At 58.7% G+C, this 25,487-nt stretch carries 22 protein-coding genes; 12 read left to right on the top strand and 10 right to left on the bottom strand.

Annotated elements, in window-relative coordinates:
- Nucleotides 1–124: 124 nt before the first annotated feature.
- From gltX to folC, 6 genes are all read right to left on the bottom strand, one after another.
- Nucleotides 125–1,534, bottom strand: a complete 1,410-nt coding sequence (gene gltX / locus RSF91_RS15250) for a glutamate--tRNA ligase (RefSeq protein ID WP_332569215.1) — start codon at nucleotides 1,532–1,534, stop codon at nucleotides 125–127.
- A 157-nt stretch (nucleotides 1,535–1,691) separates the two neighbouring features.
- Complete coding sequence (locus RSF91_RS15245; protein WP_332569219.1) at nucleotides 1,692–2,906, bottom strand: O-succinylhomoserine sulfhydrylase; 1,215 nt, start codon at nucleotides 2,904–2,906, stop codon at nucleotides 1,692–1,694.
- A gap of 305 nt (nucleotides 2,907–3,211) precedes the next feature.
- Complete coding sequence (gene purF / locus RSF91_RS15240) at nucleotides 3,212–4,720, bottom strand: amidophosphoribosyltransferase (protein ID WP_332569214.1); 1,509 nt, start codon at nucleotides 4,718–4,720, stop codon at nucleotides 3,212–3,214.
- A 194-nt stretch (nucleotides 4,721–4,914) separates the two neighbouring features.
- Nucleotides 4,915–5,412 carry a CvpA family protein gene (locus RSF91_RS15235; protein WP_332569213.1) on the bottom strand — a complete coding sequence of 166 codons (498 nt, stop codon included), beginning with the start codon at nucleotides 5,410–5,412 and terminating at the stop codon, nucleotides 4,915–4,917.
- A 30-nt stretch (nucleotides 5,413–5,442) separates the two neighbouring features.
- Nucleotides 5,443–6,399, bottom strand: coding sequence for an SPOR domain-containing protein (locus RSF91_RS15230; RefSeq protein ID WP_332569212.1), 957 nt, complete (start codon nucleotides 6,397–6,399; stop codon nucleotides 5,443–5,445).
- A 58-nt stretch (nucleotides 6,400–6,457) separates the two neighbouring features.
- Nucleotides 6,458–7,783, bottom strand: a complete 1,326-nt coding sequence (folC, locus tag RSF91_RS15225; RefSeq protein ID WP_332569211.1) for a bifunctional tetrahydrofolate synthase/dihydrofolate synthase — start codon at nucleotides 7,781–7,783, stop codon at nucleotides 6,458–6,460.
- Between the two features lie 101 nt (nucleotides 7,784–7,884).
- On the opposite strand from folC, the gene RSF91_RS15220 reads away from it, so the two are divergent.
- From RSF91_RS15220 to argG, 4 genes are all read left to right on the top strand, one after another.
- On the top strand, nucleotides 7,885–8,247 hold the full coding sequence (locus RSF91_RS15220) for an ArsC family reductase (RefSeq protein WP_332569210.1): 363 nt from the start codon (nucleotides 7,885–7,887) through the stop codon (nucleotides 8,245–8,247).
- A gap of 125 nt (nucleotides 8,248–8,372) precedes the next feature.
- A complete protein-coding gene (locus RSF91_RS15215) occupies nucleotides 8,373–9,176 on the top strand; it encodes a glycine zipper 2TM domain-containing protein (RefSeq protein WP_332569209.1) in 804 nt (267 codons plus the stop codon).
- A gap of 160 nt (nucleotides 9,177–9,336) precedes the next feature.
- A complete protein-coding gene (ppnP, locus tag RSF91_RS15210) occupies nucleotides 9,337–9,654 on the top strand; it encodes a pyrimidine/purine nucleoside phosphorylase (protein WP_099738023.1) in 318 nt (105 codons plus the stop codon).
- A gap of 106 nt (nucleotides 9,655–9,760) precedes the next feature.
- The gene (gene argG, locus RSF91_RS15205; RefSeq protein WP_332569208.1) at nucleotides 9,761–11,098 is read left to right on the top strand and encodes an argininosuccinate synthase; all 1,338 of its coding nucleotides are present in this window, start codon (nucleotides 9,761–9,763) and stop codon (nucleotides 11,096–11,098) included.
- Nucleotides 11,099–11,203: 105 nt separating this feature from the next.
- Here the strand turns inward: argG and RSF91_RS15200 are convergent, their stop codons facing one another.
- On the bottom strand, nucleotides 11,204–11,662 hold the full coding sequence (locus tag RSF91_RS15200; protein ID WP_332569207.1) for a LapA family protein: 459 nt from the start codon (nucleotides 11,660–11,662) through the stop codon (nucleotides 11,204–11,206).
- A gap of 123 nt (nucleotides 11,663–11,785) precedes the next feature.
- Nucleotides 11,786–13,780 (bottom strand): acetate--CoA ligase, encoded by a 1,995-nt coding sequence (gene acs / locus RSF91_RS15195; protein WP_332569206.1) that lies wholly within the window; start codon nucleotides 13,778–13,780, stop codon nucleotides 11,786–11,788.
- Between the two features lie 365 nt (nucleotides 13,781–14,145).
- Here acs and RSF91_RS15190 point away from each other — a divergent pair, with 365 nt between their 5' ends.
- The 5 genes from RSF91_RS15190 to proX (RSF91_RS15170) all read left to right on the top strand — a co-directional run bounded on the left by RSF91_RS15190 (nucleotide 14,146) and on the right by proX (RSF91_RS15170) (nucleotide 20,317).
- Nucleotides 14,146–14,787: a TIGR00645 family protein gene (locus RSF91_RS15190; protein ID WP_198460457.1), complete on the top strand. Its 642-nt coding sequence runs from the start codon at nucleotides 14,146–14,148 to the stop codon at nucleotides 14,785–14,787.
- A 758-nt stretch (nucleotides 14,788–15,545) separates the two neighbouring features.
- Nucleotides 15,546–16,853 carry a glycine betaine/L-proline ABC transporter ATP-binding protein ProV gene (proV, locus tag RSF91_RS15185; RefSeq protein WP_332569205.1) on the top strand — a complete coding sequence of 436 codons (1,308 nt, stop codon included), beginning with the start codon at nucleotides 15,546–15,548 and terminating at the stop codon, nucleotides 16,851–16,853.
- A 13-nt stretch (nucleotides 16,854–16,866) separates the two neighbouring features.
- Nucleotides 16,867–18,075, top strand: coding sequence for a glycine betaine/L-proline ABC transporter permease ProW (gene proW / locus RSF91_RS15180; protein WP_332569204.1), 1,209 nt, complete (start codon nucleotides 16,867–16,869; stop codon nucleotides 18,073–18,075).
- A gap of 29 nt (nucleotides 18,076–18,104) precedes the next feature.
- Entirely contained in the window at nucleotides 18,105–19,148 is a 1,044-nt protein-coding gene (gene proX / locus RSF91_RS15175; RefSeq protein ID WP_442878865.1) for a glycine betaine/L-proline ABC transporter substrate-binding protein ProX, read from the top strand.
- A gap of 95 nt (nucleotides 19,149–19,243) precedes the next feature.
- The gene (gene proX, locus RSF91_RS15170) at nucleotides 19,244–20,317 is read left to right on the top strand and encodes a glycine betaine/L-proline ABC transporter substrate-binding protein ProX (RefSeq protein WP_332569203.1); all 1,074 of its coding nucleotides are present in this window, start codon (nucleotides 19,244–19,246) and stop codon (nucleotides 20,315–20,317) included.
- Nucleotides 20,318–20,415: 98 nt separating this feature from the next.
- Here the strand turns inward: proX (RSF91_RS15170) and RSF91_RS15165 are convergent, their stop codons facing one another.
- A complete protein-coding gene (locus RSF91_RS15165; protein WP_332569202.1) occupies nucleotides 20,416–20,934 on the bottom strand; it encodes a hypothetical protein in 519 nt (172 codons plus the stop codon).
- 123 nt (nucleotides 20,935–21,057) lie between these two features.
- On the opposite strand from RSF91_RS15165, the gene RSF91_RS15160 reads away from it, so the two are divergent.
- From RSF91_RS15160 to RSF91_RS15150, 3 genes are all read left to right on the top strand, one after another.
- Nucleotides 21,058–21,747 (top strand): DUF3334 family protein, encoded by a 690-nt coding sequence (locus RSF91_RS15160; RefSeq protein ID WP_332569201.1) that lies wholly within the window; start codon nucleotides 21,058–21,060, stop codon nucleotides 21,745–21,747.
- A gap of 366 nt (nucleotides 21,748–22,113) precedes the next feature.
- Nucleotides 22,114–22,596, top strand: a complete 483-nt coding sequence (locus RSF91_RS15155) for a MarR family winged helix-turn-helix transcriptional regulator (protein ID WP_332569217.1) — start codon at nucleotides 22,114–22,116, stop codon at nucleotides 22,594–22,596.
- 60 nt (nucleotides 22,597–22,656) lie between these two features.
- Nucleotides 22,657–23,847: a multidrug effflux MFS transporter gene (locus RSF91_RS15150; RefSeq protein WP_332569200.1), complete on the top strand. Its 1,191-nt coding sequence runs from the start codon at nucleotides 22,657–22,659 to the stop codon at nucleotides 23,845–23,847.
- Nucleotides 23,848–23,890: 43 nt separating this feature from the next.
- Here the strand turns inward: RSF91_RS15150 and fumC are convergent, their stop codons facing one another.
- The gene (gene fumC, locus RSF91_RS15145; protein ID WP_332569199.1) at nucleotides 23,891–25,282 is read right to left on the bottom strand and encodes a class II fumarate hydratase; all 1,392 of its coding nucleotides are present in this window, start codon (nucleotides 25,280–25,282) and stop codon (nucleotides 23,891–23,893) included.
- Between the last annotated feature and the right edge of the window lie 205 nt (nucleotides 25,283–25,487).

Genomic DNA, 25,487 nt, shown 5'->3' with positions numbered 1-25,487 from the left:
GATGACCTCTTGCATGCCATGCAAGCGCTCTCCCAGCTGAGCTATACCCCCAAAATTCCTTCTCCTCACAACACAACCATTTAATTAGTTGCGTTGTGCTGAGCCTCGAATTATAGACAGGTTTTTAGCGATTTTTTAAACGTGCGATAACTTTTTCACGTCCAAGCAGTTCCAGCACTGCATCGACCGATGGAGTGTGGGCTGTTCCCACGGTCAAAACACGCACAGGCATCGCCAGCACAGGCATCTTCACGCCTTGGGCTTTGAGCATTTCCTTGATGGCCGCGGCAATGGCTTCCTTGCTCCACTCCACGCCTTCAATCACAGCCACAAAAGCATCGAGCAAAGGATTCGCTGCCTCTGTCACATGCTTTGCATAGTCTTCAGCATTGCGCTCTACGCTCTCTACATAGAAGACCTTGGCCCAGTTAGCCAGATCAACCAGCGTTTCGCAGCGATCCTTGAACAGAGCGGTAATGCGCACCAGACGATCGTCCGCATCGATCACGCTTTCAGCCACACCGGCCTTGATGACAAAAGGCTTGACCAGCTGAGCCAGCTCAGCGTCATCCATGGCCTTCATGTGCTGGGCATTCACCCAGCGCAGCTTGGCTTCATCAAACTGACCAGCGCTGCGGCCCAGGTGATCCAGGTTGAACCACTCCAGGAATTGCGCACGGCTGAAAATTTCGTCGTCGCCGTGGCTCCAGCCCAGACGAGCCAGATAGTTCACCATGGCATCAGCCAGATAGCCTTCGTCACGGTAGGCAGTCACAGCCTTGGCACCGTTGCGCTTGCTCATCTTCTCGCCCAGCTCGTTGAGCACGGTCGGCAGGTGGGCAAACACAGGGACAGCAGCACCCAAAGCTTCAAAGATGTGGATCTGGCGAGGCGTGTTGTTCACATGGTCATCGCCACGAATCACGTGGGTGATGTTCATGTCCATGTCATCCACGCAGACGCAGAAGTTATAGGTAGGTGTGCCATCAGGGCGAGCAATCACCAGATCATCCAGCTCAGTGTTCTGGAATTCAATACGGCCCTTGCACTTGTCTTCCCAGCCCACAACGCCAGACTGAGGTGTCTTGAAGCGCAGCACAGGCTTCACCCCTTCAGGTATAGCGGGCAGCACCTTGCCGGGCTCAGGGCGCCATGTACCGTCGTAACGAGGCTTTTCCTTGGCGGCCATCTGCTTTTCACGCAGGGCATCCAACTCTTCCATGCTCATATAGCAGGGGTAGACATAGCCCTTTTCTTGCAGCGTAGCCAAAACGGCCTTGTAGCGATCCATGCGCTGCATTTGGTAGAACGGGCCTTCGTCGTGGTCAAGATTGAGCCACGCCATGCCTTCGATGATCACATCCACCGAAGCCTGTGTAGAGCGCTCAAGATCGGTATCTTCAATACGCAGCACAAAGTCGCCGCCATTGGCGCGAGCAAAGGCCCAAGGGTACAGAGCCGAGCGGATGTTGCCCAAGTGGATAAAGCCCGTAGGCGATGGAGCAAAGCGAGTGCGAATTTTGTTAGTAGTCATGTCAAAAAATCCTTGTGCTGCAAGTCAAATGGCGAACGAGCATTACCTGAATGGAGCATGCTATCAACCAGAGATGCCAAGCAAGAGCCGCCTTCCTGTGAAGGCATCGCCCCTCCCTACGAGAAAGGGGGAAAGCGCTAAGCGACTCAGGGGGGGGTCACTTTAGAGTGTCTAGCCCACGGGAAAGGTCAGCCTTCAAATCATCAAGGTGTTCCAAGCCCACGGAAATACGAATCAAGCCCTGACCCACACCCGCAGCCTGACGCTGGGCTTCGGTCAAACGGCCATGTGAGGTGCTGGCGGGGTGAGTGATCGTGGTCTTCACATCACCCAGATTAGCCGTAATGGAGCACAAACGGGTGCTGTCCACCACATGGAAAGCGTTGGCGCGCAGTTGCTCGGCGTTGTCACCAATCACATCAAAGGCAAACACAGCGCCGCCCATGCCGTTTTGCTGGCGCATGGCCAGCTCATGCTGCGGATGGCTCTTGAGACCGGGGTAGTACATGCGGGCAACCTTGGGATGGCTCTCCAGCCAGGTAGCAAACTCCAGTGCCGCAGCGCTTTGCGCCTTGACGCGCAGAGCCAGAGTCTCCAGCCCCTTCATCACCGTCCATGCGTTGTAAGGGGCGATATTCAGACCGCCGCTGCGCAGGAAAGTGCCCATGACCTTGTCAACCAGCGCGATGGTGCCGCACACAGCACCCGCCATGACACGGCCTTGACCATCCAGGAACTTGGTGCCCGAATGCACGATGATGTCTGCACCAAACTTCACGGGCTGCTGCAGCACGGGCGTGGCAAAGCTATTGTCCACTGCCAGCAAAGCGCCATTGGCATGAGCTACTTCGGCCAGTGCAGCAATGTCGCACAGGTCGGTCAGCGGGTTGGTCGGCGTCTCGGCAAACAGCATGCGCGTGTTGGGCTTGACGGCTGCTTTCCAGGCTTCGATATCGGTTTGCGACACAAAGGTGGTTTCCACACCGAAGCGGGCCATTTCCGTGCCCAGCAGCTTGATAGTGGAGCCGAACATGGACTGCGAGCAGATCACATGATCGCCCGACTTGAGAGCCGTCAACGCGACCAGCAAAATGGCCGACATACCGGTGGATGTGGCAACCGCGCACTCCGTACCTTCCATGGCTGCCAGTCGCTTTTCAAAGCTGGTGACGGTGGGATTGCCGGTGCGGCTATAGGTAAAACCAGGCTCTTCGTTGGCAAAACGGCGTGCTGCGGTCGCTGCGTCGGGCTGCACAAAGCTACTGGTCATGTACAGGGCTTCGCAATGCTCGCCCCACTGGCTGCGCTCAACCGCCTCACGAACGGCCAAAGTCTCAGGATGCAAACCTTCAGGTAATGTCTTGTTGGTCACAGTCGTCAAATCCAGATGGTTGGTACTGGTCACGAGCACCGCTGCGGGAGTCAATCACTCCCAAGCGTTTTACTCAACCAGAGTGACCAGCGGCACTTGCCAAGCCGGTCTTTGAATACGCCTTGCGCAGGCCTTCAGATTTTGAGTCAAATTGCACTCAAGCCCTTTATTGACAGGCGCAGCACGCTCACTTTACAAGAGCGGACTAAGCGCATGGCAACGATATTGTCCTCCTGAATGAAAAGGGTTGCCTAAGCAACCCATTTCATTCAGTCATTCAGTGCGCTGTTTCTGCACTTGCACACTCAATTGTCTTGAGCGTTGGGCAGAGACAGGCGCGAAGTGTCTTCGCTTTCCTCTTCACTGCCACGGTTACGACCTTCGTTCAATGCCGTCACTTCTTCATCGGAGATATCGCCCGTGATGTAGATGCCGTCAAAGCAGGATGCCTCAAAGCCGTCAACCTGAGCATTGATCTTGCCCACGGCCTGCTTCATGGCGTCCACGTCCTGATAAATCAGTGCATCGCAGCCAATGACTTGGCGAATTTCTTCAACGGTGCGGCCATGGGCCACCAGCTCGGAGCGTGTGGGCATGTCGATTCCGTACACATTCGGGTGGCGCACAGGTGGCGCAGCCGATGCCAGATACACCTTGTTGGCGCCAGCATCGCGTGCCATCTGCACGATTTCCTTGGAGGTGGTGCCACGCACAATGGAGTCATCCACCAGCAGCACATTGCGGCCCTTGAACTCGCTGCCAATGGCATTGAGCTTCTGGCGTACCGACTTCTTGCGTGCACCCTGGCCCGGCATAATGAAGGTACGACCCACGTAGCGGTTCTTCACAAAACCTTCGCGGTAAGGCTTGCCCAGCAACTGCGCCAGCTGCATCGCGCTGGGGCGGCTCGATTCAGGGATAGGAATCACTGCATCGATTTCATTGGGCGGAACCATCGAGACCACGCGCTTGGCCAAGGTCTCACCCATGTTCAGACGGGCCTGGTAAACCGAGATGCCATCCATGGTGGAGTCTGGGCGCGCCAGATACACATACTCGAACACGCAAGGGTTCAGCTGACTCTTTTCAGAGCATTGCTGACTTTCAATGCGACCATCGTTGTGCACAAAAATTGCTTCACCGGGGGCGATGTCGCGCTCGAACACTTGCGAGGTGCCTTCCAGTGCGACGGATTCGCTGGCCAGCATGATGGAGCCATCCGCACCGCGACCCATGCACAGAGGGCGAATACCGAAGGGATCACGGAAAGCTAGCAGGCCGTAACCAGCGATCAGAGCGATCACAGAGTACGAACCCTTGATGCGCTTGTGCACCGCACGAACCGCTTCAAAAATGTCTTTGCTTTCCAGCGGAGCACCGCTGGAGGCTCGACCAATCTCATGCGCCAGCACATTGAGCAGCACTTCAGAGTCGCTCTCAGTGTTGGTGTGACGGTGGTCGTTATCGGCCAGTTCACGGCGCAGTTGCTTGGCATTGGTGAGATTGCCGTTGTGCACCATGACGATACCGAAGGGCGCATTCACGTAGAAGGGCTGAGCCTCTTCTTCGCTGGATGCATTGCCCGCCGTGGGGTAACGCACCTGACCCAGACCCACATTACCGGGCAGAGCGCGCATATTGCGGGTGCGGAACACGTCCTTCACCATGCCCTTGGCCTTGTGCATGAAGAACTTGCGTTCTTGTTGGGTCACGATGCCGGCTGCATCTTGCCCGCGGTGCTGCAGCAGCAGCAAGGCGTCATAAATCAGCTGATTCACGGGTGCGGTGCTCACCACACCAACGATTCCACACATAGTTGCGTTCCATCTGTTCGCGAAGATTGCTCTTCGCCACACTCGCCTGCTTCGCCACCCATTGGCTAGCCTGCGCTTTGAAATCCGGCATGGCGGATCGCGCCAAAGCCAAATCAACGTCAGCGCTTACTGCGTTTTACAGCAAACACTTTAGCCACTCTTCACTCACGTAAATTGCGACAAAAAACTCTTCTTCAAGATGCTGCCCCAGGCAGATACTGCCCCCACTCAGGCGGCAAAGCCGGTAAAACCCAGCCCAGCGCCGCAGACAGCCAAGGCGCCAAAGCGGAATCCAGCCACCACTGCGCCTTGTGCAGCGGGGTGTACTGAATGACCAGTGCCAGCACCAGCAGCAGCAAGCCGCCACGCAAGACACCAAACAAGGCGCCCAGAGTGCGATCTACGGGCCTCAGCCCTACCGCCTCGATCAATTGCTTGGACAGCCAGGAAATCACACCCCAGGCAAACATGGCGCCCACCATCAGCAAGACAAAGCCTGCCGCGTAGCGTAGCTGCATATCCCAGCCATCCATCGGCAACCAGACTGCGACCTCTTGCGCCCAGGTGCGCGCCACCATGAAGGCGACCACCCAGCCCATCAAAGACAGGACTTCATAGACCAAGCCACGCCAGGCACTCAGCAGCATGGAGCCCAGCAATACGGCGATAAAAATCCAGTCCAGCGTAGTCATCAGTCAAAAACGGCGCGCAAAAAACTCAAATTAGCCCTTGAACACCGATGCTGGCAAACCCAGCCCCTTGGCTCTGGCTGCGGCCTTATCTGCCTCTTCACGACTCTTGAAAGGCCCCATGCGTACACGTGTGCGCTTGCCGTCCTTGGTATCTACAGTCTGCGTAAACGCACCGCTACCGAGCTTGCCCTTGATCTCATTGGCCTTGCTAACTTCAGCAAAAGCGCCGATCTGCACGATAAAGCGCTCATTGCCAGCAGCGCTATCCTTGGCCGCAGCCGCTTCAGGTGTGGAGCGCCCTTCCAGCAAAGCGCGAGCGCGGGCAGCTTCATCGACCTTTTCAGGCTTGTGCTTTGGCTCAGGCTTATGCTCAACCTTGGCCTCAGGTTTCTTGACCTCGGGCTCAGGCTTTTTAACTTCCGCCTTGGGCTTTTCTGGCTTTGGTTCTGGCTTTGCTTCAGGTTTCGACTCGGGCTTCGGCTCGGGTTTGCGCTCAGGCTTGACCTCGGGCTTGGGCTGCGGCTTAGGTTCAGGCTTTGCTTCTGGCTTGGCCTGAGAAGCAACAACCGCAGCACCCCCAACAGCAGCCGCAGCAGCAACTGCGCCAGCCACGGGTACGGACGAAATAGATGGAGCCGGTGCAGCCGCTCTTGATGGAGCCAGAACTTCCTCGCCATCATCCAAAGAAGCATTGGCGGCAACGCGACCAGACGAAGTACCCGGCACTACCTCTGGGGCCGAATTCGCCTGATCAGGAATTTCAATGGGAATATTGACAGGGATGGGGCGCGGCTGCGTATCAAACAGCAACGGAAAGCCCACCACACCAATCAGCACCAGCGCAGCAGCGCCAATGAGGCGATGACGTGCGCGGCGGCGCATGTCATCCACGCTTTCGCCTTGGGCCAGGCGGCTGGGGCGCTTGGCTCCAGCCACAGACTCGGCATCGTCTTTTTTGCCGGGCCAACGGAAATTGAAAAGTGCCATGAATTTGGACAGGTTGAGGTCAGCCACTAGGCATAAGCCCAGACGGCTGACCGCAGGCTCAATGAGCCAGGTGTTTGGCGTTCAGACGAGGTGTGCCGTGCTGCAGCACTCCGCCGACGGTGAAGAACGATCCAAAGACCACGATTCTATCAGCGGCATCGCTTGCCTCTACAGCGGCATCCAGTGCCTGCTGTGGATTGGCAAAGGTTTGCATGCTCACATCTTTGCGAATCACGCCCTTGGCCTGCAATTGCTCAAGCTTGGCCTTGAGGCCTTCGGCAGAGTCCGCACGGGGCGTGGGCAGATCGGTGAAGTACCAGCGGTCAATCAGCGGGCCCACCTTGGTGAGCATGGGCTCCCAATCCTTGTCAGCCATGGCACCAAACACGACATGTGTGGTCGGAAAGTAGCCCATGGCATCCAGATTAGCTGTCAGCGCCGCCACCGAGTGCGGGTTGTGCGCAACATCCAGCACCAGCGTGGGCTGACCCGGAATAATCTGGAAGCGACCGGGCAGCTCCACCATCGAAAGGCCTGTACGCACGGCCTGCGCAGTCACGGGCAGCTTGCTGCGAATGGCTTCATAGGCTGCCAGCACGCCAGAGGCGTTCATCAGCTGATTGGCACCACGCAGCGCCGGGTAAGCCAGACCCGCATAGCGGCGGCTGCGGCCAGCCCAGCCCCATTGCTGCTTGTCTCCGTCGTAATTGAAGTCTTTGCCAAAGCGCCAGAGCTCAGCACCAATCTCAGCAGCATGGTCAATCACGCTTTGCGGAGGCACAGGGTCGCTGACGATGACCGGGCGCCCTGCACGCATGATGCCCGCCTTCTCGCGCCCGATGCTTTCACGATCCGGGCCCAGCAGCTCCATGTGGTCGAGGTCGATGCTGGTGATGATGGCGCAGTCAGCATCCACAATGTTTGTGGCATCGAGGCGACCGCCCAGACCGACTTCCAGAATCGCTACATCCAGCTTGGACTGACTCATCAAATGCATGATGACCAGCGTAGTGAACTCAAAGTAAGTGAGCGCAACCTCTTCGCCATCCTTCACTCTGGCCTGCTCTACGGCTTCGAAGTGCGGCAGCAGCTCATCGGCCTTGACGATTTCGCCGCCAATACGGCAACGCTCTTCAAAGTGAACCAGATGGGGAGAGGTGTAGACACCGGGGCGGTAGCCGGACTGCAGGGCCACGGCTTCGAGCATGGCGCAGGTTGAGCCCTTGCCATTGGTGCCAGCCACCGTGATGACCGGGCAATCGAATTTCAGGCCCATGCGCTGTGCGACTTCACGCACGCGATCCAGACCCAGGGCAATGTTCTGGGGATGCAGGCGCTCGCAATAAGCAAGCCATGCATCCAAGGTGGGAAATGTGGTGTGCATACTGGGCGCTATTGTCGCCGACAGCCAGAGGCCCTATGAGCTCTGGCACATGGCAAATACGTTACATCCAACTCCAACCGTTTCACTGAAGCTGATACCTCATGAGCAAGATCACCACCGTCTATGGCATCCCTAACTGTGACACTGTCAAGAAGGCACGAGCATGGCTGAGTGAGCAAGGCATCACTTACCAGTTTCACGACTTCAAAAAACAAGGCGTTCCCGCCGAGCGCCTGCCCGACTGGATGCAGGCCGTGGGCTGGGAAAAACTGCTTAACCGCCAGGGCACCACCTGGCGCAAGCTCGATGAAGACACCAAGGCCAGCGCAGTCGATGCAGCCAGCGCAGCCGCCGTGATGCAGGAGCACGCCAGCACAATCAAACGCCCCGTAGTGGAATGGATCGACGGGAAAATCACGGTCGGATTCAAGGCAGATGAATGGCAGGCCTTCATTAATAAATAAGCAATCGCTCACATTCACACATTGCTTTACCTAGTTTTACCCTGCAGAGTCATCGGATTCACGCAGATCCCATAAACTTTTTCGTGATCTGGCGCGTTATAGCTTCAGAGACAGGAGAGATGTTCATGAAAACTCTGGCAGTTTTGACTTTCACAGCCGTAGCAGCAACCGGTGCATTTGCACAGGAGCAAGGCCGCGTGCTGTCTTCCACCCCCATCACGCAGCAAGTTGCCGTGCCTCAGCAAGTGTGCAACGACCAGCAAGTGGCAGTCGCCCCTCGCCCAAGCGGCGCGGGCGCGGTGGTCGGAGCCATTGCTGGCGGTCTGCTGGGCAATGCCATTGGTGGCGGCGGCGGTCGCGCCGCAGCCACAGGTGCAGGCCTTATTGGCGGCGCCATGCTGGGCAATCAGGTCGAAGCGACGGGCCCGGCCCAGTACCAGACTGTGCGCCAGTGCAGCACGCAGACCTTCTACCAGAACCGTACCGTGGGCTACAACGTAACCTATGAGTACAACGGTCGCAGCTACACCACACAGACAACCGAGCCGCCCGGCAAGTGGATTGCACTGAATGTGCAGCCTGCCGCCAACAACAGCACTTACAGCAACAACGGTTACTACAGCAACCAGGCTCCGGTGCAAGGCGCTTATTCGACCAGCTACCCGCAAAACACTCAGGGCAGCTACCAGACGGGCTACCCCAACGATTACCCAAATGGTTATCAAGCCGGCTACCCCAGCAACTATTACGCCCCGCAGCCGGTAGCGCCCACGTATTCGGCAACTGACTATGTCGGCCCTCTGCTGCTGGGCGCTGTCATCGGTGCCGGCGCCTACTACGCCACACGCCCCAGTCACTATTACCGGGGTTACGGCGGTGGTTACCGCCCTAACCATGGTCATGGTGGCGGTCACGGCTGGCGCCGTTGATCCGCGCCTAATCGGTCGCAAAAAACTGAGCAAGAGCCCCAAAGAGCCCCACTATGGGGCTCTTGTTTTTCCTGCCTTTGCCAAGCATTCGCACAGGTACAAATCTCGTGGCCTAAAATCAGAGGTTTTGACCTTCGACCACGCTCAGCGTACTTCTTCCATGACCACCGAAACCATCGACCACGTCAGCCTCACCACCAAGGCCAATGTTTACTTTGACGGCAAGTGCGTCAGCCACAGCTTCACTCTGGCTGATGGCACCAAGAAGTCGGTCGGCGTGGTTCTGCCCGCGACCCTGACTTTTGGCACCGCTGCCGCAGAAATCATGGAATGCGTGGGCGGCGCCTGCGAGTACAAGCTCGACGGCAGCGATGAGTGGAAGAAGTCTGCGGCAGGCGAAAGCTTCCATATCCCCGCGAATTCCAAGTTCGACATTCGCGTGACCGAGGCCTATCACTACATCTGCCATTACGCTTAATCCGCGTTGGAGCAGTGCCTGATACAGGCATAGAAATTTCAAGCCTTTTCAGCCCCAAACGCTTATTCATCAAGCGCTTGCAGCTATCACTTTGAAGAGAAATCTCATGGAAACCATTCTGCAAAATGTTCCCGTCGGCCAGAAGGTCGGCATCGCCTTCTCCGGCGGTCTGGACACCTCCGCCGCTCTGCGCTGGATGAAGAACAAGGGCGCTGTGCCCTACGCTTACACAGCCAATCTGGGTCAGCCCGACGAAGCCGACTACGACGAGATCCCTCGCAAGGCGATGGAATACGGCGCTGAAAAGGCCCGCCTGATCGACTGCCGCCCTCAGCTGGCCAACGAAGGTATTGCCGCTATTCAGTCCGGCGCCTTCCACATCTCCACCGGTGGCATCACCTACTTCAACACCACCCCCCTGGGCCGCGCTGTGACCGGCACCATGCTGGTGGCCGCCATGAAGGAAGACGACGTCAACATCTGGGGCGATGGCTCGACCTTCAAGGGCAACGACATCGAGCGCTTCTACCGCTACGGTCTGCTGACCAACCCTGATCTGAAGATTTACAAGCCCTGGCTGGACAGCACCTTCATCGACGAGCTGGGTGGTCGCGCTGAAATGTCGGCCTTCATGACCAAGGAAGGTTTCGGCTACAAGATGTCGGCTGAGAAGGCCTACTCCACCGACTCCAACATGCTGGGCGCCACCCACGAAGCCAAGGATCTGGAATTCCTGAATTCCGGCATCCGCATCGTGAACCCCATCATGGGCGTGGCTTTCTGGAAGCCCGAAGTCGAAGTCAAGGCTGAAGAAGTCTCCATCACGTTCGACGAAGGCCGCCCCGTGGCCATCAACGGCAAGGAATACACCGACGCTGTCGAAGTCTTCCTCGAACTGAACCGCATCGGTGGCCGCCACGGTCTGGGCATGAGCGACCAGATCGAAAACCGCATCATCGAAGCCAAGAGCCGCGGCATCTACGAAGCCCCCGGCATGGCCCTGCTGCACATTGCCTACGAACGTCTGGTGACCGGCATCCACAACGAAGACACCATTGAGCAGTACCGCATCAACGGCCTGCGTCTGGGCCGTCTGCTGTACCAGGGCCGCTGGTTTGACCCTCAGGCCATCATGCTGCGCGAATCCTCGCAGCGCTGGGTGGCCCGCGCCGTGACCGGCACCGTGACGCTGGAACTGCGCCGCGGCAACGACTACTCCATCCTGAACACCGAGTCGCCCAACCTGACTTACGCTCCCGAGCGTCTGTCCATGGAAAAGGTCGAAGACGCGCCTTTCAGCCCCATCGACCGTATCGGTCAGCTGACCATGCGTAACCTGGACCTGATCGACACCCGCGCCAAGCTGGCCATCTACTCGCAGGCTGGCCTGCTGAGCGTGAGCAGCACCAACGCACTGCCCCAGCTGGGCAACGACAAGAAGTAATTCAGGTCGCACCCACAAAAAAGCCGCTGCAGTGCAGCGGCTTTTTTCATGCCTTTTTAGCTTCTAGCGCTTGCTAATCAAGCGAAAGCAGCTATCAATATTGAATCAAAGACGGTTGATTTTTTGCACCTGCTGCTCCAGTTGTCCCACATAAGCCGCCATGCTGTTTTCTGAATCCTGAGCGCGCTGTGCCAGATGCGCTTCCAGCACATCAAGGCGGGCCATCAACGCGTCTTTATCCTTGGCGTGCAGCGCTTCCAGCACGCTGCGCAGCTCGGTAAAGCGCGATGCCTCGGCCTTGTCCGCCAGATCGCGCTGGCTCTGCATTTCCTTGGCGTGGCGACGTGCTTCCAACAACACCGAGCCCTGCATCCACAGCACATAGGCGATGAAAAAAACGCTGAGCAAGGTGGTCAGCGCCAGCATCAGCAAGCCCAGCGGGGCCTCAATCGTCGTCACACCCAGCGATACCGCGCTAGGGGTTGAAAGCGCCGTCCAGTTAAAGGCCGCCAGCACGGCGATCAGCGCCACGATGATGGCGATGCAAATAGTGCGGAAGTTCATTTTCTTCTCCTTGTCTCTGAGATGCCTTGTTTTTACCCCAAGAACACACGCTGCCACGTCAGCCGGAGCCAGAAACGACAAAGCCGCTGCGAACAGCGGCTTTGTCGTCATTGCGCAGTCAGATCAATTGACCTCGGACAGCTGATCCAGGATGGCTGGATTCTCCAGCGTCGAGGTATCTTGCGTGATGGCCTCGCCCTTGGCCAGCGAGCGCAGCAGGCGGCGCATGATCTTGCCGCTGCGGGTCTTCGGCAGGTTGTCGCCAAAGCGGATGTCCTTGGGCTTGGCGATAGGGCCGATCTCCTTGGCAACCCAGTTGCGCAGCTCGGCCGCGATCTGCTTGGCCTCCTCGCCCGTGGGCTTGCCGCGCTTGAGCACCACAAAGGCGCAGATGGCTTCACCGGTCAGGTCATCGGGGCGGCCCACCACGGCGGCCTCAGCCACCAGGTCAGTCTTGGCGACCAGCGCAGACTCGATTTCCATGGTGCCCATGCGGTGGCCCGAGACGTTGAGCACGTCATCAATACGGCCGGTGATACGGAAGTAGCCACGGTCTTCGCTGCGCACCGCACCGTCGCCGGCGAGGTAGTAGCCCTTGAGCTCTTCGGGGAAGTAGCTCTTCTTGAAGCGCTCGGGGTCACCCCAGATATTGCGAATCATCGAAGGCCAGGGCTTTCTCACCACCAGAATGCCGCCCGAGCCGTTGGGAATTTCGTTACCCGCCTCATCCACAATGGCTACCGCAATACCGGGCAGTGGCAGGGTGCAGGAGCCGGGCACCAGCGGTGTGGCACCGGGCAACGGCGTGATCATGTGACCGCCGTTTTCGGTCTGCCAGAAGGTGTCCACGATGGGGCACTTTTCCTTGCCGATGTTCTTGTAGTACCACATCCAGGCTTCTGGATTGATGGGTTCACCCACCGAGCCCAGCAGGCGCAGGCTGCTCAAATCCCAGTTCTTGGGGTGCACGCTTTCATCCGACTCCGCCGCTTTGATCAGGGAGCGAATGGCCGTGGGCGCGGTGTAGAAGATGGAGCATTTGTGGCGCTCAATCATCTGCCAGAAGCGGCCCGCATTGGGGAAAGTGGGTACGCCTTCAAACACGATCTGCGTCGCACCTGCGGCCAGTGGTCCGTAGGCCACGTAGCTGTGACCGGTGATCCAGCCAATGTCAGCCGTGCACCAGAAGACATCGCTGTCCTTGGCGTCAAACGTCCACTCAAACGTCTGCTTGGCCCACAGCACATAGCCACCGGTGGCGTGCTGCACGCCCTTGGGCTTGCCGGTAGAGCCACTGGTGTAGAGGATGAACAAAGGGTGCTCGGCGTTGACAGGCACCGCCTCGCATTCGGTGGACTGCCCGGCAAGCGCCTGAGCAAAGCTCAAATCGCGCCCTTCCACCATATTGCAGGCCGTGGCGGTGCGCTCGTAGACGAAGACGGTCTTGATGGCTTCGCAGCCACCCAGCGAAATGGCATCGTCCACGATGGCCTTCAGGGGCAGTTCCTTGCCACCGCGCATCTGGTAGTTGGCGGTGATAACGGCCGTGGCACCCACGTCCACAATGCGCTCTTGCACGGCTTTGGCCGAGAAGCCACCAAACACCACAGAATGCGTGGCACCAATGCGCGCACAGGCCTGCATGGCCACCACACCCTCAATGGTCATGGGCATGTAGATCAGCACGCGATCGCCCTTTTGCACGCCGCGCGATTTGAGGGCGTTGGCGAACTGGCTGACGCGGGCCAGCATTTCCTTATAGGTGACCTTGGTGACTTCGCCGCCATCGGCTTCAAAGATGATGGCCGTCTTGTTCTCCACGGGCGTGCCCATGTGCTTGTCCAGACAGTTGGCGCTGGCGTTCAGCTCGCCGTCGGCAAACCATTTGTAGAACGGCGGGTTGCTCTGGTCGAGCACCTGTGTGAAGGGCTTGGTCCACTGCACGTTCTCGCGGGCCAGTCGCGCCCAGTAGCCTTCGTAGTCACGCTCGGCCTCATCGCACAGGGCCTGGTACTGAGCCATGCCCGAGATACGGGCCTTGGCAGCAAAGTCCGCAGGGGGCGGAAAAACACGGTTTTCCACCAGTACGGATTCGATGGGTGATGTCGCTGTGCTCATCGTTTTGTCTCCTGATGCATAAGCAATGAAATTATTGTGGGTGTACTGTCAAGGCTCGGTCTTACATGCCACTGACTGAAATTAGCATCCAGATTTTCAGCGTCAGCAAACCCGCGATTTACTCCCATTTTTGCAGCAGCAAGCGCACATACAGTCTTGATTTGCTTGCAATTTTGTCAAAACACCCCAGAACAAACCCTTAGAATCGCCCACCTGCTGCCAGCGGGGTCGGCGCAAGACGCTGCCTGACCCCATCGGCACAGCCAGTCCGGGACGCGGCCCCATCAAAACCAGTCTTTCAAGGTGGCAGCGCCCCATCGCCCTCCTCCTTCAACGGCCTCACAGGCCGGACCCGCACACACATCATGAGCCGCATCCACTCCGACGAAGCAGGCACCTCATCCTCCAAATCACCTAAAGCGAGCTATCAAGCCCCGGCTGCGCTGCGGCCCCTGCCCTCGCTGATCTTTGCCAGCCGCTGGCTGCAACTGCCCCTGTATCTGGGGCTGATTGCAGCGCAGGGCGTCTATGTCTGGCACTTTCTGCTGGAGCTATGGCATCTGGTCGAGGCCGTCTTCGGCAACAAAGAAGCCCTGCAGGCCCTGATCACCAACATTGGCTACAAGAGCGATGTGCAGATCACCCATCTCAATGAGACCATCATCATGCTCGTGGTGCTGGCGCTGATTGACGTAGTGATGATCTCCAACCTGCTGATCATGGTCATCGTGGGTGGCTACGAAACCTTTGTAAGCCGCATGGGCCTTGAGTCTCACCCAGATCAGCCCGAGTGGCTGAGTCATGTGAACGCCTCGGTGCTCAAGGTCAAGCTGGCACTGTCCATCATCGGTATCAGCTCCATACACCTGCTCAAGAGCTTCATCAACGCGGGCAGCTATGAGGTGCAGGTGCTGATGTGGCAGACCATCATCCACGTGGTCTTCCTGCTCAGCGCGCTGGCCATTGCGCTGACGGACAAACTGACACAAAGCGCCCACCAGCACTAAGCCCTGGTAAGCCCTGGTAAGCCCTGGTAAGCCCTGGCACTTTCCAGCCACACTCCTGAAAAGCCCCGCATGGTTCGCCATGGCGGGGTTTTTTATTACCCCTGAATAACGCAAAAGTCATCAAAAGCTGACAACCTGCAAAAACAAACCATTAATCTGCAGCCAGCCCTTATCTATCAATCACTTGCTGCTCTGTTTTCCGAGTATGCAAATGTTTCAAGCCTCTGATTTCATGCCTGCTAAGCGCTCAATGCTTACAGCTCGATTTGACGCATAAAAATCAATTCGATATATTAAAAAGTCATTTACAACCTGCCGCGCAGGTCGTCACCGTATTTTTCAAAGACGGCTGACTCACTCCCCGGCGGATCGTTGTGTCAATTACAGGAGCTTCTCGCTCCTTTGGCGCAGCCCCGTCAACCGGGCCGAAACACGGTCCTGATGCATGGGGGCTTCTTCTGGTCTAAAGCACCGGAAGCGAGCCTGACAAAGAAGCAGCGCTTGGCGTGCCAGTCGGTACACCTGGCGCCAGCCACCCGCTTCTTAACATTTGACAGCTCTTGCGCACACCTCGCTTGTGCCATCCGGGCTGAATCACTGGCGCCGCCATGGCGCCATCTGCATCGCGCAGTCCTGCCCACAAGGCCGGGCTGAGCGGCAGCATCAGGGCTCATTTTGGCTTGTGCGCCAGCGCCTACCGGCATTGCCGGTTGTGGGCGCTGGACTGTGTTCCATCTCATCCAAAGGAGAACGCCACAGTGGCCAAGCAAATCGCTATTGATCATGTCTTCAAGGTCTTCGGCAACGATTCGAAAACCGCGCTCAACCTCGTAAAACAGGGCTTGAGCAAGCAAGAAATTCTTGCCCAGACCGGGCAATCCATCGGCGTATTCGACGCCCACTTCACCATTGAAGCTGGTGAAATCTTTGTCGTCATGGGCCTTTCGGGCTCGGGCAAGTCCACGCTGGTGCGCATGCTCAATCGCCTGATCGAGCCCACCAGCGGCCGCATTCTGGTGGACGGCCAGGACATCAACGCACTCAGCGATAAAGAGCTGCGCGCCCTGCGCCGCAAAGACATCTCCATGGTGTTTCAGTCCTTCGCGCTCATGCCCCACCTGACGGTGCTGGACAACACGGCCTTTGGCCTTGAGCTGGCAGGCGTGGACCGCGCCACGCGCCAGAAGCAGGCGCAGGATGCACTGGAGCAAGTGGGCCTGGGCGGCTGGGGCGCAAGCTACCCCGATGAGCTGTCGGGCGGCATGCAGCAGCGCGTGGGTCTGGCCCGTGCACTGGCCTCTGACCCATCTATTTTGCTGATGGACGAGGCGTTTTCCGCACTCGACCCCATCATCCGTACCGAGATGCAGTCCGAGCTGCTGCGCCTGCAGGAAATCAAGCGCCGCACCATCGTCTTCATCTCTCACGATCTGGATGAAGCCATGCGCATTGGCGACCGTATCGCCATCATGAAGGACGGCATGGTGCAGCAGGTCGGCACGCCTGATGAAATTCTGCGCAACCCGGCCAATGACTATGTGCGCACCTTTATTCAGGGCGTGGATGCGGCGGCCGTATTCAAGGCATCTGACATTGCCCGCCAGGCGCTGACCGTGATTTCCGAGCACAGCGACCGCGGCTGCCGCGCTGCGCTGCGCCTGCTGGAAGACTCCGACCGCGACCACGCCTATGTGCTCAACGCCCGCAAGCGCTTTCTGGGTGTTGTCTCGTCGCAGTCACTGCGCGATGCGCTGCAGGGCCACGACGGACTGCTGGGACTGAAGCACGCCTTTATCCCCAACGTGCAGCCCATTGCCAGCAACACACCCGTCGCCGAGCTGTTTGGCGCCGTTGCCGCGCCCCCCTTCCCGCTGCCCGTGGTGGATGAGGATGGAAAGTACCTGGGCGTCATCAGCCGCACGACCATGCTGAAGTTCCTGGACCGCGCCACACCGCCCGTGCCGCCGCCTCAGAAGGAAATTCCACCTGTCAAGCTGGACACCAACTTCCAGGCCGCTCAGCACACATCACCGCAAAAACAAGCTGCCCATAGCGCAGCGCAGTAAGGAGGGAGCCGATTTGAACGACAACGCACTGAACAACCCCGTAACCGACAGCGCTACAGCCAGCGCTGCTTTTGAAGATCCTTGGGCCGCAGCTTCGGCTCCTGCCATAGAGCCGGTAAACACGCCCTCCCCTGAAAGCACCGCCAGCGCAGACCCTTGGGCCGCGTCCTATGCTGAGCCTGACACGGCCAGCGGTAGCTCTGACTGGCTTAGCGCTCCCTCGCCCACCGATATTCCCGAGCATGACGGCGGTATCGGCCAGCTCTGGCATCAGATCACCACCGAAGGCCTGCCCGTGCAGGACTCCATCAACAACAGTCTGGCGTGGGTGGTCGAGCATTGCCGCCCCTTCTTTCAGGCCGTTCGCACGCCCATTGACGCCACGCTCAACGGCGTGACCGATGTGCTGCAGACCATTCCCATGCCTGTGCTGGTGCTGCTGATTGCCTTGCTGGCCTGGCAGTTTGCGGGCCGCAAGCTGGCCATTGGCGCGGCGCTGGCCCTGCTGGGTGTGGCTGCGCTGGGCATCTGGCCTGAAGCCATGGTCACTCTGGCGCTGGTGCTGACCTCGCTGTTCTTCTGCATTGTGATCGGCCTGCCCGCAGGCATTTTCCTGGCCAGCAGCGACCGCGCCCAGCGCTGGACGCGCCCGCTGCTAGACGCCATGCAAACCACGCCGGCTTTTGTCTACCTGGTCCCCGTGGTCATGCTGTTTGGCATTGGCAACGTACCCGGCGTCATCGTGACCATTGTGTTTGCGCTACCACCGCTGATTCGCCTGACGAATCTGGGGATTCGCCAAGTGCGCCCCGACCTGATCGAAGCCAGCCGCGCCTATGGCGCATCGCCCGCACAGCTGCTGTGGAAGGTGCAGCTGCCACTGTCCATGCCCTCCATCATGGCGGGTATCAATCAGGCGCTGATGCTGTCGCTTTCCATGGTGGTCATCGCTTCCATGATTGCCGTGGGCGGTCTGGGCCAGATGGTACTGCGCGGCATTGGTCGCCTGGATATGGGTCTGGCCACTGTGGGCGGTCTGGGCATTGTGCTGCTGGCCATCGTGCTGGACCGCATCACCCAGGCCATGGGCGAGCCCAAGCGCGGCAGCGCACGCTGGTGGGCGACTGGCCCCGCCGGGATCGTTGTGCGCCTGCTGAAAAAGCCTCAAGCAGCCCCCGCGCCACAGTGCAGCGCTGAACCCGCCAAGCCCGCTGCGGTTTGACCCCGAAAAAACGAGGAGGACCTATGAACATGACTCACCACGCCCCCCGCATGCGCCAGAACCTGGGACGCTGGCTGCTTGCCAGCACGGCCGCAGCCACCATGGCGCTGGCTGGCAGCCACGCCTTTGCCGCTGACGATCTTCCCGGCAAGGGAGTGAAGGTACACCCCCTCAAAAGCTCGATTGCCGAGGAAACATTCCAGACCCAGCTGGTCATGAAGGCTCTGGAAAAGCTGGGCTACGAAGTGCAGCCCATGAAAGAGGTGGAGTACCCCACGGCCCATATTGCGCTGGCCAATGGGGATGCGACCTTTATGGCCAACCACTGGAACCCGCTTCACGCTGACTATTACAAGAACGCGGGTGGCGACGCCAAGCTCTACCGCAAGGGCGTGTTCTCAGCCAATGCAGCTCAGGGCTACCTGGTCGACAAAAAGACGGCTGAGGCTTATGGCATCACCAACCTGGGGCAGTTGCAAAAGCCCGAAATTGCCAAGCTGTTTGACACCGATGGCGATGGCAAGGCCGACCTGACCGGCTGCACCCCCGGCTGGGGCTGCGAAGCCATGATTGAGCACCAGCTCACTGCCTACAAGCTGCGCGACACTGTCACGCACAAGCAAGGCACCTACTCGGCGCTGATGGCGGACACCATCACCCGTTACAAGGCCGGCAAGCCCATTCTTTACTACACCTGGACGCCTTACTGGGTGAGCAATGTGCTCAAACCTGGCAAAGATGTAGTGTGGCTGGAAGTGCCCTTCTCCGCCCTGCCCGGCGAGCAGTCCGGCACGGACACCAAGCTGGCCAACGGCAAAAACTACGGTTTCATCGCCAATAGCCAGCAAATCGTGGCCAACAAGACCTGGGCCGAACAGAACCCTGCCGCCGCCAAGCTGTTTGAAGTCATCAAGCTTCCCGTGGGCGATATCAATGCCCAGAACTTCATGATGAGCCAGGGGCAAAACAAGGCGCCTGACATAGAGCGCCACACCGACAGCTGGATCAAGGCCCATCAAAAGACCTTTGATGACTGGATCAGCCAGGCCCTGGCCGCCGCCAAAAAGCCCTGATCAACTCAGACCAGACAGATGACGGCGACCGCTTTGGCGGCCGCCGTTTTTTTTCGGGCCAACCGGCCCAGCAACCACAAGGAGAAATAACAACAATGATGAAGACTGTGCAAACCATGACATCGCCCCGACTTGCCAAACGCCAGTGGCTCCTGGCTGCAGCAGCCACAAGCGCCACAGTTGTACTTGGCCTCAGTCACACAAGCAGCTGGGCAAGTCAGAATTCACCAGACGCAGCACTGCCGGGCAAGGGCATTACGGTACTGCCCGTCAAGAGTGCGCTGGCTGAAGAGAACTTTCAGACCCTGCTGGTGATGAAGGCGCTTCAGCAACTGGGCTACACCGTCAAGCCCTGGGAAGAGTTGGACTACCCGCTGATCCATTTGGCAGTTGCCAATGGCGATGCCACCTTCATGGCCAACCACTGGAATCCGCACCATGCCGAGTTCTACAAACAAGCCGGTGGCGATGCCAAGTTATCGCGCAAAGGCGTGTACTCGGCAGGTGCTGCGCAGGGTTACGTGATCGACAAAAAGACTGCAGACGCCTACAAGATCACCCGCCTCGACCAGCTTAAAGACCCCAAACTGGCTGCGCTGTTTGACATGAACGGCGACGGCAAGGCCGACCTCATAGGCCCCAACGCAGGCTGGGGCGGTGAAGCCGTGGTGGCGCACCAGATCAATGCCTTTGGCCTGAAGAACACCGTCAGCTACACACAGGGAAACTACCCCGCCCTGATTGCGGACACGCTGTCGCGCTTCAAAGCGGGCAAGCCCGTGCTGTATTACGCGTGGACGCCCTACTGGCTCAGCAATGTGCTGCGCCCAGGCCATGAAGTCGTGTGGCTGCAGGTGCCGTTTTCATCCATGCCCGGCGTGCAGGCGGGTACGGACACCAAGCTGCCCAACGGCCGCAACTACGGTTTCCCACTCAATAACGAGTACATCGTGGCGAACAAGGTCTGGGTAGAAAAGAACCCGGCTGCCGGCAAACTATTCGAAGTCATGCAGCTGCCCCTCAACGACATCAGCCAGCAAAACCGCCTGCTCAACGATGGAGAGAGCAAGCCCGCCGACATCAACCGCCATGTGGACAGCTGGATCAAGGCACACCAGAAGACCTTTGACGGCTGGCTGGCGCAGGCACGCGCTGCGGCTCAAAAATAAGCATCAAAACTAACTGCAGCGCTTATCAATAAAGCGCAAGCAGCTATCAAAACAGAACCGGCCATGAGTGCCGGTTCTGTTTTATGGGTTCTGCGCAATTACCAACTGGACTTGCCGTTGGCACACGTCGATTGGCTAGACAGGCTGACAAAGCGCTCCACACGCAGCGCCAGCATCTTGCGACCTTGCTGGGCCAGCACCGGGTCGCTGACCGGGCGCTCCACCACACGGCCCTGCACCTCGGCCAGCATGCTCACTGCTGCATTGCTGCGCGTGTTCAGATAGGCCTGCTCCAGCAGCACGTTATCGGCCTCGGGCAGCACGGTTATGAACTGACCGGACTCGCACTCCTGAAAACGCCCTGTGTCGCCCTCCAGGCTATAGAGACCCTGCCAGCGGCCGCTTTCCTTGCTGACCTTCAGGCTCGATGGCAAGGGCGCTTGCTCAGCCGCCCTGGACTGCACTGCGCCCGCAGCCGGCTTCTTGCCACTGAGGCTGGACCAGGTCTTGTCCCAGGTCTGGGAGACCTTGCCCGTCATATTGGAGACGGTAGAACAAGCCGTCAGACTCGTCACAACGATGGCACCGGCGGCCAGACGCCACAGCTTGCTGTGCATGAATACCTCAGTTTTTCCAAAAACAGGCACGTTAACAGAGTGCGAACGCCTGTAATCCGTCGCGATGTCTGGCTGTGACAAAGTGTTGCATACATAATCACGCATCATCGAATCACTTGCGCCATGAGTACACACAACGCCCCCATCATTCACGGCACTGAAGATGTGCTGATTGCCCTGTGCAACTCCGTATCGGGCGTGCTGCAGGTCGCCACCCAGTGCCCAATTCAGTATTCAGGCATGGTGCAGCGCATCACCAAGACCAGCCTCAAGCCTGATATTGGCTGCTTTGTGCTGATTGACGGTGGCTTCTCTGCGCTCATCATCATCAACTTCTCGGCCGAGGCGGCCATGGAGCTGTACCGCAGCTACCTGCTTTCCATGGGCATGGCAGAGAGCGATCTGGCCAACTCCTACACCTCTGACGAGGTGAGCAACGTCATGGGCGAGCTGATGAACCAGGTCGTGGGCGACTTCACCAGCAAGGTGCAGCGCGAGCTGCAAACCCATATCGCGCAAAGCCAGCCCAAGATGATCCGCCTGAACAAGCAGGTCAATCTGAGCGTGGACGCCAATCTGGACGCCCCCGAGGCCCGCCGCGTCACTTTCTATACCGGCAACAACAACATCTTCTATCTGGAGATGGCCGTGGACCACATGGAGTTCATCAAGATCAAGGACTTCGAGCCACAAGAAAAGCCCGATCCTGATCTGGTCATGGCTCAGGCTCGCGAAGCCCATGCCAAAGCAGCTCCAGCCCTAACCGCTAGCAATAGCGACACGGACGATCTGCTCAAGTCTCTCGGTCTGTAAACCATCCATTCAGGGGCGAGGCAAGCGCCCCTGAAGCCTCAAGCCCCGCCCTTGCCCCGACCTGTAGCGCATTCAGCACATTCACTGACAGGCTGTACGCACCAGACTCAGCCAATGCCCAAACCAAGGCGATTGCGCGATGCCTGCACCCAATTTCCTATTGTTTGATGTTGTTGTTCTCGCGCAGGCTCCTGGACACAGCACAGGCCAACCCGCGCTCTATTCAGACTCGCCAACACAAACCTTGATGCGTTGTTGCGAAGCCTTGTCGTACTTTTAACGCCAAGTGCAGGCAAAAACCCTGTAGGCGGCATCAATGCGTGCTTGGACAATAATTTGAATACCAACTATTTGAATTACCGCATCATGCCCAGCCACCCATCACTGCCAGACCGCCAGCGCCAGCTCATGTTCGCCATGGCGCAAGTCAACAAGCAGTGGCGCCGCTCACTCGACCGTGTGCTGGCTCCATTGGGCCTGACACAAGCGCTATGGCTGCCTCTGGTGCATCTGGAGCGCAGCCAGGGCGCCATGCGGCAAAAAGATCTGGCGCAGGCCCTAGCGCTGGATAGTTCTTCCATCGTGCGCCTGATTGATGGCCTGCAGGCGCAGGGCTGGGTAGCGCGGCTGGATGATGCTGACCGCCGCGTCAAGCGGATACAGCTCACGCCAGCGGGCCAAGACAAGGTGGAGGCTGTGAAGAAAGTCGTCGCCGAGGTGCGCGGCGAGGTCATGCAGGACTTCCCTGCCAATCTGCTCGATCAAACGCTGAGCGCACTGGACACCATGCTCAGCAAGATGGCAGCTATGGAGGCAAGCGCCACGGGCGGGGAGCAGCCAGACAGCTGACGTCAAGTTCAGCGCCCTTGTCTCGCAACCCTCAGCGCCTCTATTTTCCGATCGCCCTTCATGCAACGCCCTGCTTCCCCCGCTCCCAAAGCCCCCTTGTGGCTGCTTGCCATGGTCACCATTGGCGGCACTCTTGCCATGCACATGTTCATCCCTGCCCTGCCAGATGCCGCAAGACAGCTTGGCAGCAGCAACGGCCAGATGCAGCAGACCATCACCGTCTACATCATGGGCATGGCGCTGGGGCAACTGATCTATGGCCCCATGTCAGATGCGCTGGGGCGCCGCCCTGTTCTTCTGGCGGGCCTTAGCCTCTACACAGTGGCCAGCCTGCTTGCCTTCATGGCACCCAGCACTGACATGCTGATTGGCGCTCGACTGCTGCAGGCGCTAGGTGGCTGTGCGGGTCTGGCGCTGGGCCGCGCCATTGCGCGTGATACGGCCACGCCTGAAAACGCCGTGGGCAGCCTGGCCCTGCTCAACCTGATGATGATGATTGGCCCGGGAATCTCTCCCTCTATTGGCTCCGGGCTGGATGCTGTATTTGGTTGGCGCTCCATCTTTGCCGCACTGGCCTTGATGGGTCTGGTCACCGCCATCTGCGTATGGCGCCTGCTGCCTGAAACCGGCCGCCCCACAGGCCAGTTGAACTGGCGCACCGTGCGCGCCGACTACCGCACCCTGCTGGGCTCGCCCCAGTTTCTGGGTTTTGCCATTGGTGGCGGGGGTGCCACCACCTCTCTGTATGCGTTTATTGCCGCAGCGCCTTTCATCTTTATCGAGCAACTCCACACCAGCAAGACCGAAGTAGGCCTGATTCTGGGCCTGCTGATGGGCGGCATGGCACTGGGCAATGTGCTGGCCCGCAAGCTGATTCAGCGCGTTTCACTCGACAAACTGATGCTGGGCGGCAACCTGCTCAGCCTTGGCTGCGCGGGCGCGCTGCTGGCGCTGACTCTGGCGCAGCAGCTCAATGTCGTTCTGGCCGTTTCGTTGATGACGCTGTTCACCATAGGCTCAGGCATGACCAGCCCCGCCGCTCTGGCCAAGGCGCTGGGCGTACACCCCCACCTGACAGGCTCGGCCGCAGGCGTCTATGGCTTTGCCCAGATGGCCGTGGGCGGAATCTGCACCATGGCCGCCAGCGTGGGCGACAACCCCTCGCTCTCCGCCTTCTCCGTGCTGTTCATTGCAGGCATTCTGGGGCAACTGGGCTTTCGCTTTGCGCTAAGCAAAAACCATAGCAACTAGCGCTTTACCTGAAAGAGCTACAGGCACTTTTAACCCAAATCGCTTAGAGATTACCCACCATCTGCTCCGGCACCACCCACTGATCAAACTGCTCGGCCGTGACATGGCCGCTGGCAATGGCGGCATCACGCAGGCTGCTGCCCTCCTTGTGCGCTTTCTTGGCGATATAGGCGGCCTTGTCGTAGCCAATGTGGGTGTTGAGCGCGGTCACCAGCATGAGCGAGCGGCCCACCAGCTCATCAATGCGTGCGCGGTTGGGCTCAATGCCCACGGCGCAGTGGTCGTTGAAGCTGACCATGCCATCGGCCAGCAGGCGCACGCTTTGCAGAAAATTATGCGCAATCAGGGGCCGAAACACATTCAGCTCAAAGTTGCCCGAGGCACCGCCAAAGTTAATCGCCACATCGTTGCCGAAGACTTGGGCGCACAGCATGGTCACCGCTTCTGACTGTGTAGGGTTGACCTTGCCCGGCATGATGGAGGAGCCCGGCTCATTTTCAGGAATCGAGATTTCACCCAGCCCGCTGCGCGGGCCAGAAGCCAGCCAGCGCACATCATTGGCAATCTTCATCATGCTGGCCGCTACGGTTTTCAGAGCGCCATGCGCATGCACCAGGCCGTCACAGCTCGCTAAAGACTCAAATTTATTGGGCGATGTGACAAACGGATAGCCCGTCAACTGGGCCAGCTCCGCCGCCACACCTTCGGCATAGCCCTTGGGCGCATTCAGGCCTGTGCCCACCGCCGTGCCGCCCAGCGCCAGTTCATACAGATGCGGCAGCGCTGCACGGACATGGGCTTCCCCGTGGGTCAGCTGGGCCACCCAGCCTGATATTTCCTGCCCCAGCGTCAGCGGTGTGGCGTCTTGCAAATGGGTGCGGCCAATTTTGACGATATCGACAAACGCCTCGCTCTTGGCCTGCAAAGTGGCGCGCAGCCTGGCCATGGCGGGCAGCAGTCGGCTCTGCATCGCCACCACCGCCGCCACATGCATGGCCGTGGGGTACACGTCGTTGCTGGACTGGCTTTTGTTCACATCGTCATTGGGATGCACCAGGCGAGCCTCGCCGCGCTCGCCGCACAGCAACTCGCTGGCACGGTTGGCCAGTACCTCGTTCACATTCATATTGGTTTGCGTGCCAGAGCCGGTCTGCCACACCACCAAAGGGAACTCTCCCACGTGCTTGCCACTCAATACCTCATCGGCTGCCGCATTGATGGCCTGTGCTTTCTGCGCATCCAGCAAACCCAGAGCGTGATTGACGGTGGCGCTGGCTTTTTTCACCTGCGCCAGCGCAGCAATGATCTCGCGCGGCTGGCGCTCTCCGCTGATGTCAAAGTTCTTCAGCGAGCGCTGAGTCTGCGCCCCCCAGAGCTTGTCGGCCGGCACATCAATCAGGCCAAAAGTATCTTTTTCCTGGCGAATCGCTGTCATGAAAACACTCCTTGCAATACAACTTGGCGCCTCTGCCGAGACGATCCTGCGTCTTACAGACACTTGACACAAGCCCACTCACCATACGGCAAGCGGCTTAGCTCTTAAGTCAATACCAGCTCAGCTCAAAAACCGCAATCCCAAACCCATTCAACATCCTTGAATGGGCAAGAGCTGAAATAGGTAGTTACATTAGGCCCGCATC

The sequence above is a fragment of the Comamonas sp. genome (assembly GCF_036643215.1).
GTDB lineage: Bacteria > Pseudomonadota > Gammaproteobacteria > Burkholderiales > Burkholderiaceae_C > Comamonas.
This window is presented reverse-complemented; position numbering and strand designations above follow the sequence as displayed.